This is a genomic window from Bradyrhizobium sp. (genome assembly GCF_019242285.1).
GTDB lineage: Bacteria > Pseudomonadota > Alphaproteobacteria > Rhizobiales > Xanthobacteraceae > Bradyrhizobium.
Genome location: NZ_JAFAVV010000828.1, coordinates 1 through 2,371 on the forward strand (window position 1 = coordinate 1; position 2,371 = coordinate 2,371).

At 68.4% G+C, this 2,371-nt stretch carries 3 protein-coding genes; all 3 read left to right on the plus strand.

Features of this window, described 5'->3' with window-relative positions; genetic code table 11:
* Nucleotides 1–36: 36 nt before the first annotated feature.
* Genes JOY90_RS40255 through JOY90_RS34090 form a run of 3 tightly spaced genes read left to right on the plus strand, consistent with a single transcriptional unit; the run spans nucleotide 37 to nucleotide 2,203 of the window.
* Nucleotides 37–558, plus strand: coding sequence for a uroporphyrinogen-III synthase (locus JOY90_RS40255; RefSeq protein WP_367277028.1), 522 nt, complete (start codon nucleotides 37–39; stop codon nucleotides 556–558).
* Nucleotides 558–1,442 (plus strand): hypothetical protein, encoded by an 885-nt coding sequence (locus JOY90_RS34085; protein ID WP_291695482.1) that lies wholly within the window; start codon nucleotides 558–560, stop codon nucleotides 1,440–1,442. The genes JOY90_RS40255 and JOY90_RS34085 overlap by 1 nt, the downstream gene beginning before the upstream one ends.
* On the plus strand, nucleotides 1,439–2,203 hold the full coding sequence (locus tag JOY90_RS34090; protein WP_291695483.1) for a tyrosine-protein phosphatase: 765 nt from the start codon (nucleotides 1,439–1,441) through the stop codon (nucleotides 2,201–2,203). The genes JOY90_RS34085 and JOY90_RS34090 overlap by 4 nt, the downstream gene beginning before the upstream one ends.
* Nucleotides 2,204–2,371: the final 168 nt, after the last annotated feature.

The following is a 2,371-nucleotide window of genomic DNA, read 5'->3' on the forward strand; positions in this document are numbered from 1 at the left end:
TTCGACGCGCTGGCGCTGACCAGCGCCAATGCCGCGATCCATGCCGGACCCGAACTCGCCCGATACCGCGCGCTCCCGGCATTCGTCGTCGGCGACGCCACGGCGCGTGCCGCTGCCTCCGCTGGACTCACCGTGCGGCACGTCGGACAGGGCGACGGCGCGGCGCTTGCGCAGGCAGCGGCCGCCGCTGGCGTCCGACGGATGCTCCACCTGTGCGGTCGCGAGCACCGCCCGCTGCGTGGCAGCGTGCAGGTGACTGCCTGTCCGGTCTATGCCGCTGATGCGTGCCGCGATCTGCCGGTGGCCGCGGTCGATGCGCTCCGTCACGGCGCCGTCGTGCTGCTGCATTCACCGCGAGCGGCCGCGCTGTTCGCCGGCTTGAGCGATGCCGCCGGACTGGCGCGAGGGACGATTCTGCTGGCCGCGATCAGCGCCAGGGCCGCCCCAGCGCCGGTACCGGCTGGCAGGCGGTCGCCTTGGCGGAGCTGCCCACCGATGAGGCGCTGCTGGCGGCGGCGCTCACCATGTGCGATCAGGCATCGTGACGAGGGGCATTGATGGCGAGCTACGACGACTATGACAGCGGATCGCGTTTCGCCGGCTTCAGGCGAACGCTGCTCATCGTCACCCTGGCCTTTTTCGCCGGCATCATTGCAGCCGGTTGGGGCGCATCGCGAATGGGTTTGATCGTCTTCGACAGCTGGGGACGTCCGCTGAACCCGGCTAAGATCCACCCGTCAACCCCGATCCCACCATTGATGATCGCACCTCCGGCCGCTTCCGGAGAGGTGTCCCTCCTTGCCGAGCGGCTTGGCCGGATCGAGGCGCGGGTCGAGACGATCGACACCCGCACCCGCGCCGCCTCGGGCAATGCCGGCCGCTCCGAAGGATTGCTCATCGCGATGGCGGCTCGCCGCGCGCTGGATCGCGGGGTCGCTCTCGGGGTCATCGAAGCCCTGCTGCGCGACCGCTTTGGCTCCAGCGAACCGCAAGCGGTCGCCACCATCATCACCGTCGCGCGCCAGCCAATCACGCTCGACGAACTTCAGGACGGGCTTGCGCGCATCGCGCCGCAGCTGGCCGGCGGGGGGGGCGGTGAAAACTGGTGGCTATCGACTCGCCGCGCTCTCGCCTCGCTGTTCGTCGTCCGCCGCGCCGACGCGCCGTCACAGCTCCCGGAGGATAGGGTTCGCCGCGCGCAGGCGCAGCTCGACATCGGCCATGTTGACGGCGCGCTGGTCGAGATAGCGCGGCTTAGCGACCATCGCTTGGCCGACCCCTGGATCGCTCAGGCGCGACGCTATGTCGCGGCGCGGCGCGCTCTAGATATGATCGAAACAAGCGCGCTTCTCGAAGCCCCCGGAATCGCCGGCAGCACGCAACCGGCCCTGGCAGACGAACCGGCGCCAGCCGACCTCAAAGCCGCAGAGCGCACCCCGTGAGCTATCCCCCCGATCCGTTCCTCCCGCTACAGCGAGGCCATAATTTCCGCGACCTTGGCGGCTATGAAACAGGTGACGGCCGCCGCGTCCGGCACCGCCTCCTCTACCGCTCCGGTACCATGGCCGATCTCACCGAAGCGGATGTCAAGCGGCTGACTGGATTGGGCATCGTCTGCATCTGCGACCTGCGAACGACAAGCGAGAGGACGCGACATCCGACCAGCTGGCACGACCCGGCCAAAGTTCGGATGATCGCGCAGGATTACGATCATAGCGAGGGCAGCCTGGCTACGCTGACCACCGGCGATGCCCAAGCGGTTCGCCAGCGGATGATCTCGCTCTATCGGACGCTGCACGAAGAGCAGCGCGCCGGCTTCGCCGAGCTGTTTGCACGGCTGGTCCAAGGTGAGTTGCCGCTGTTGTTCAATTGTGCGGCGGGCAAGGACCGCACCGGCATCGCCGCCGCCCTCGTCCTCTCGGCGCTTGGCGTACCGCGCAATACCGTGATCGGCGAATATGTCCTGAGCGATCGCTACGCCGAGCCGCTGTTCGACCTGCTCTGCCGCAACCCGCGCTACGGGCTGGATGCCAATTCCCCGCGCGAGAGCTGGCTGCCGATGACGCGAGCCTATCCCGAGTATATCGAAACCATGCTCGATGCAGTCACCGAGCGCCACGGCAGCATAGAGTCTTATCTCGCCGAGGAACTCGGCATCGACGGCGCAGCGGTCGAGCGCCTGCGCGACAACCTGCTCGAATGAGGCGGCCTCAGCTGCCGCCGCGCGAATGCCACCAGTCGGCGTAGGGCGTCGCCTCGATCTGCCGCCCGCTGAGGTCCGGCACGCCATCGTCCCACCATACCGGCCCGCGCTCGCCGAGAGCCCGCATGGCCTGATCGATGCGCGTCCGAGCCTCCCTCATGGCGAGAT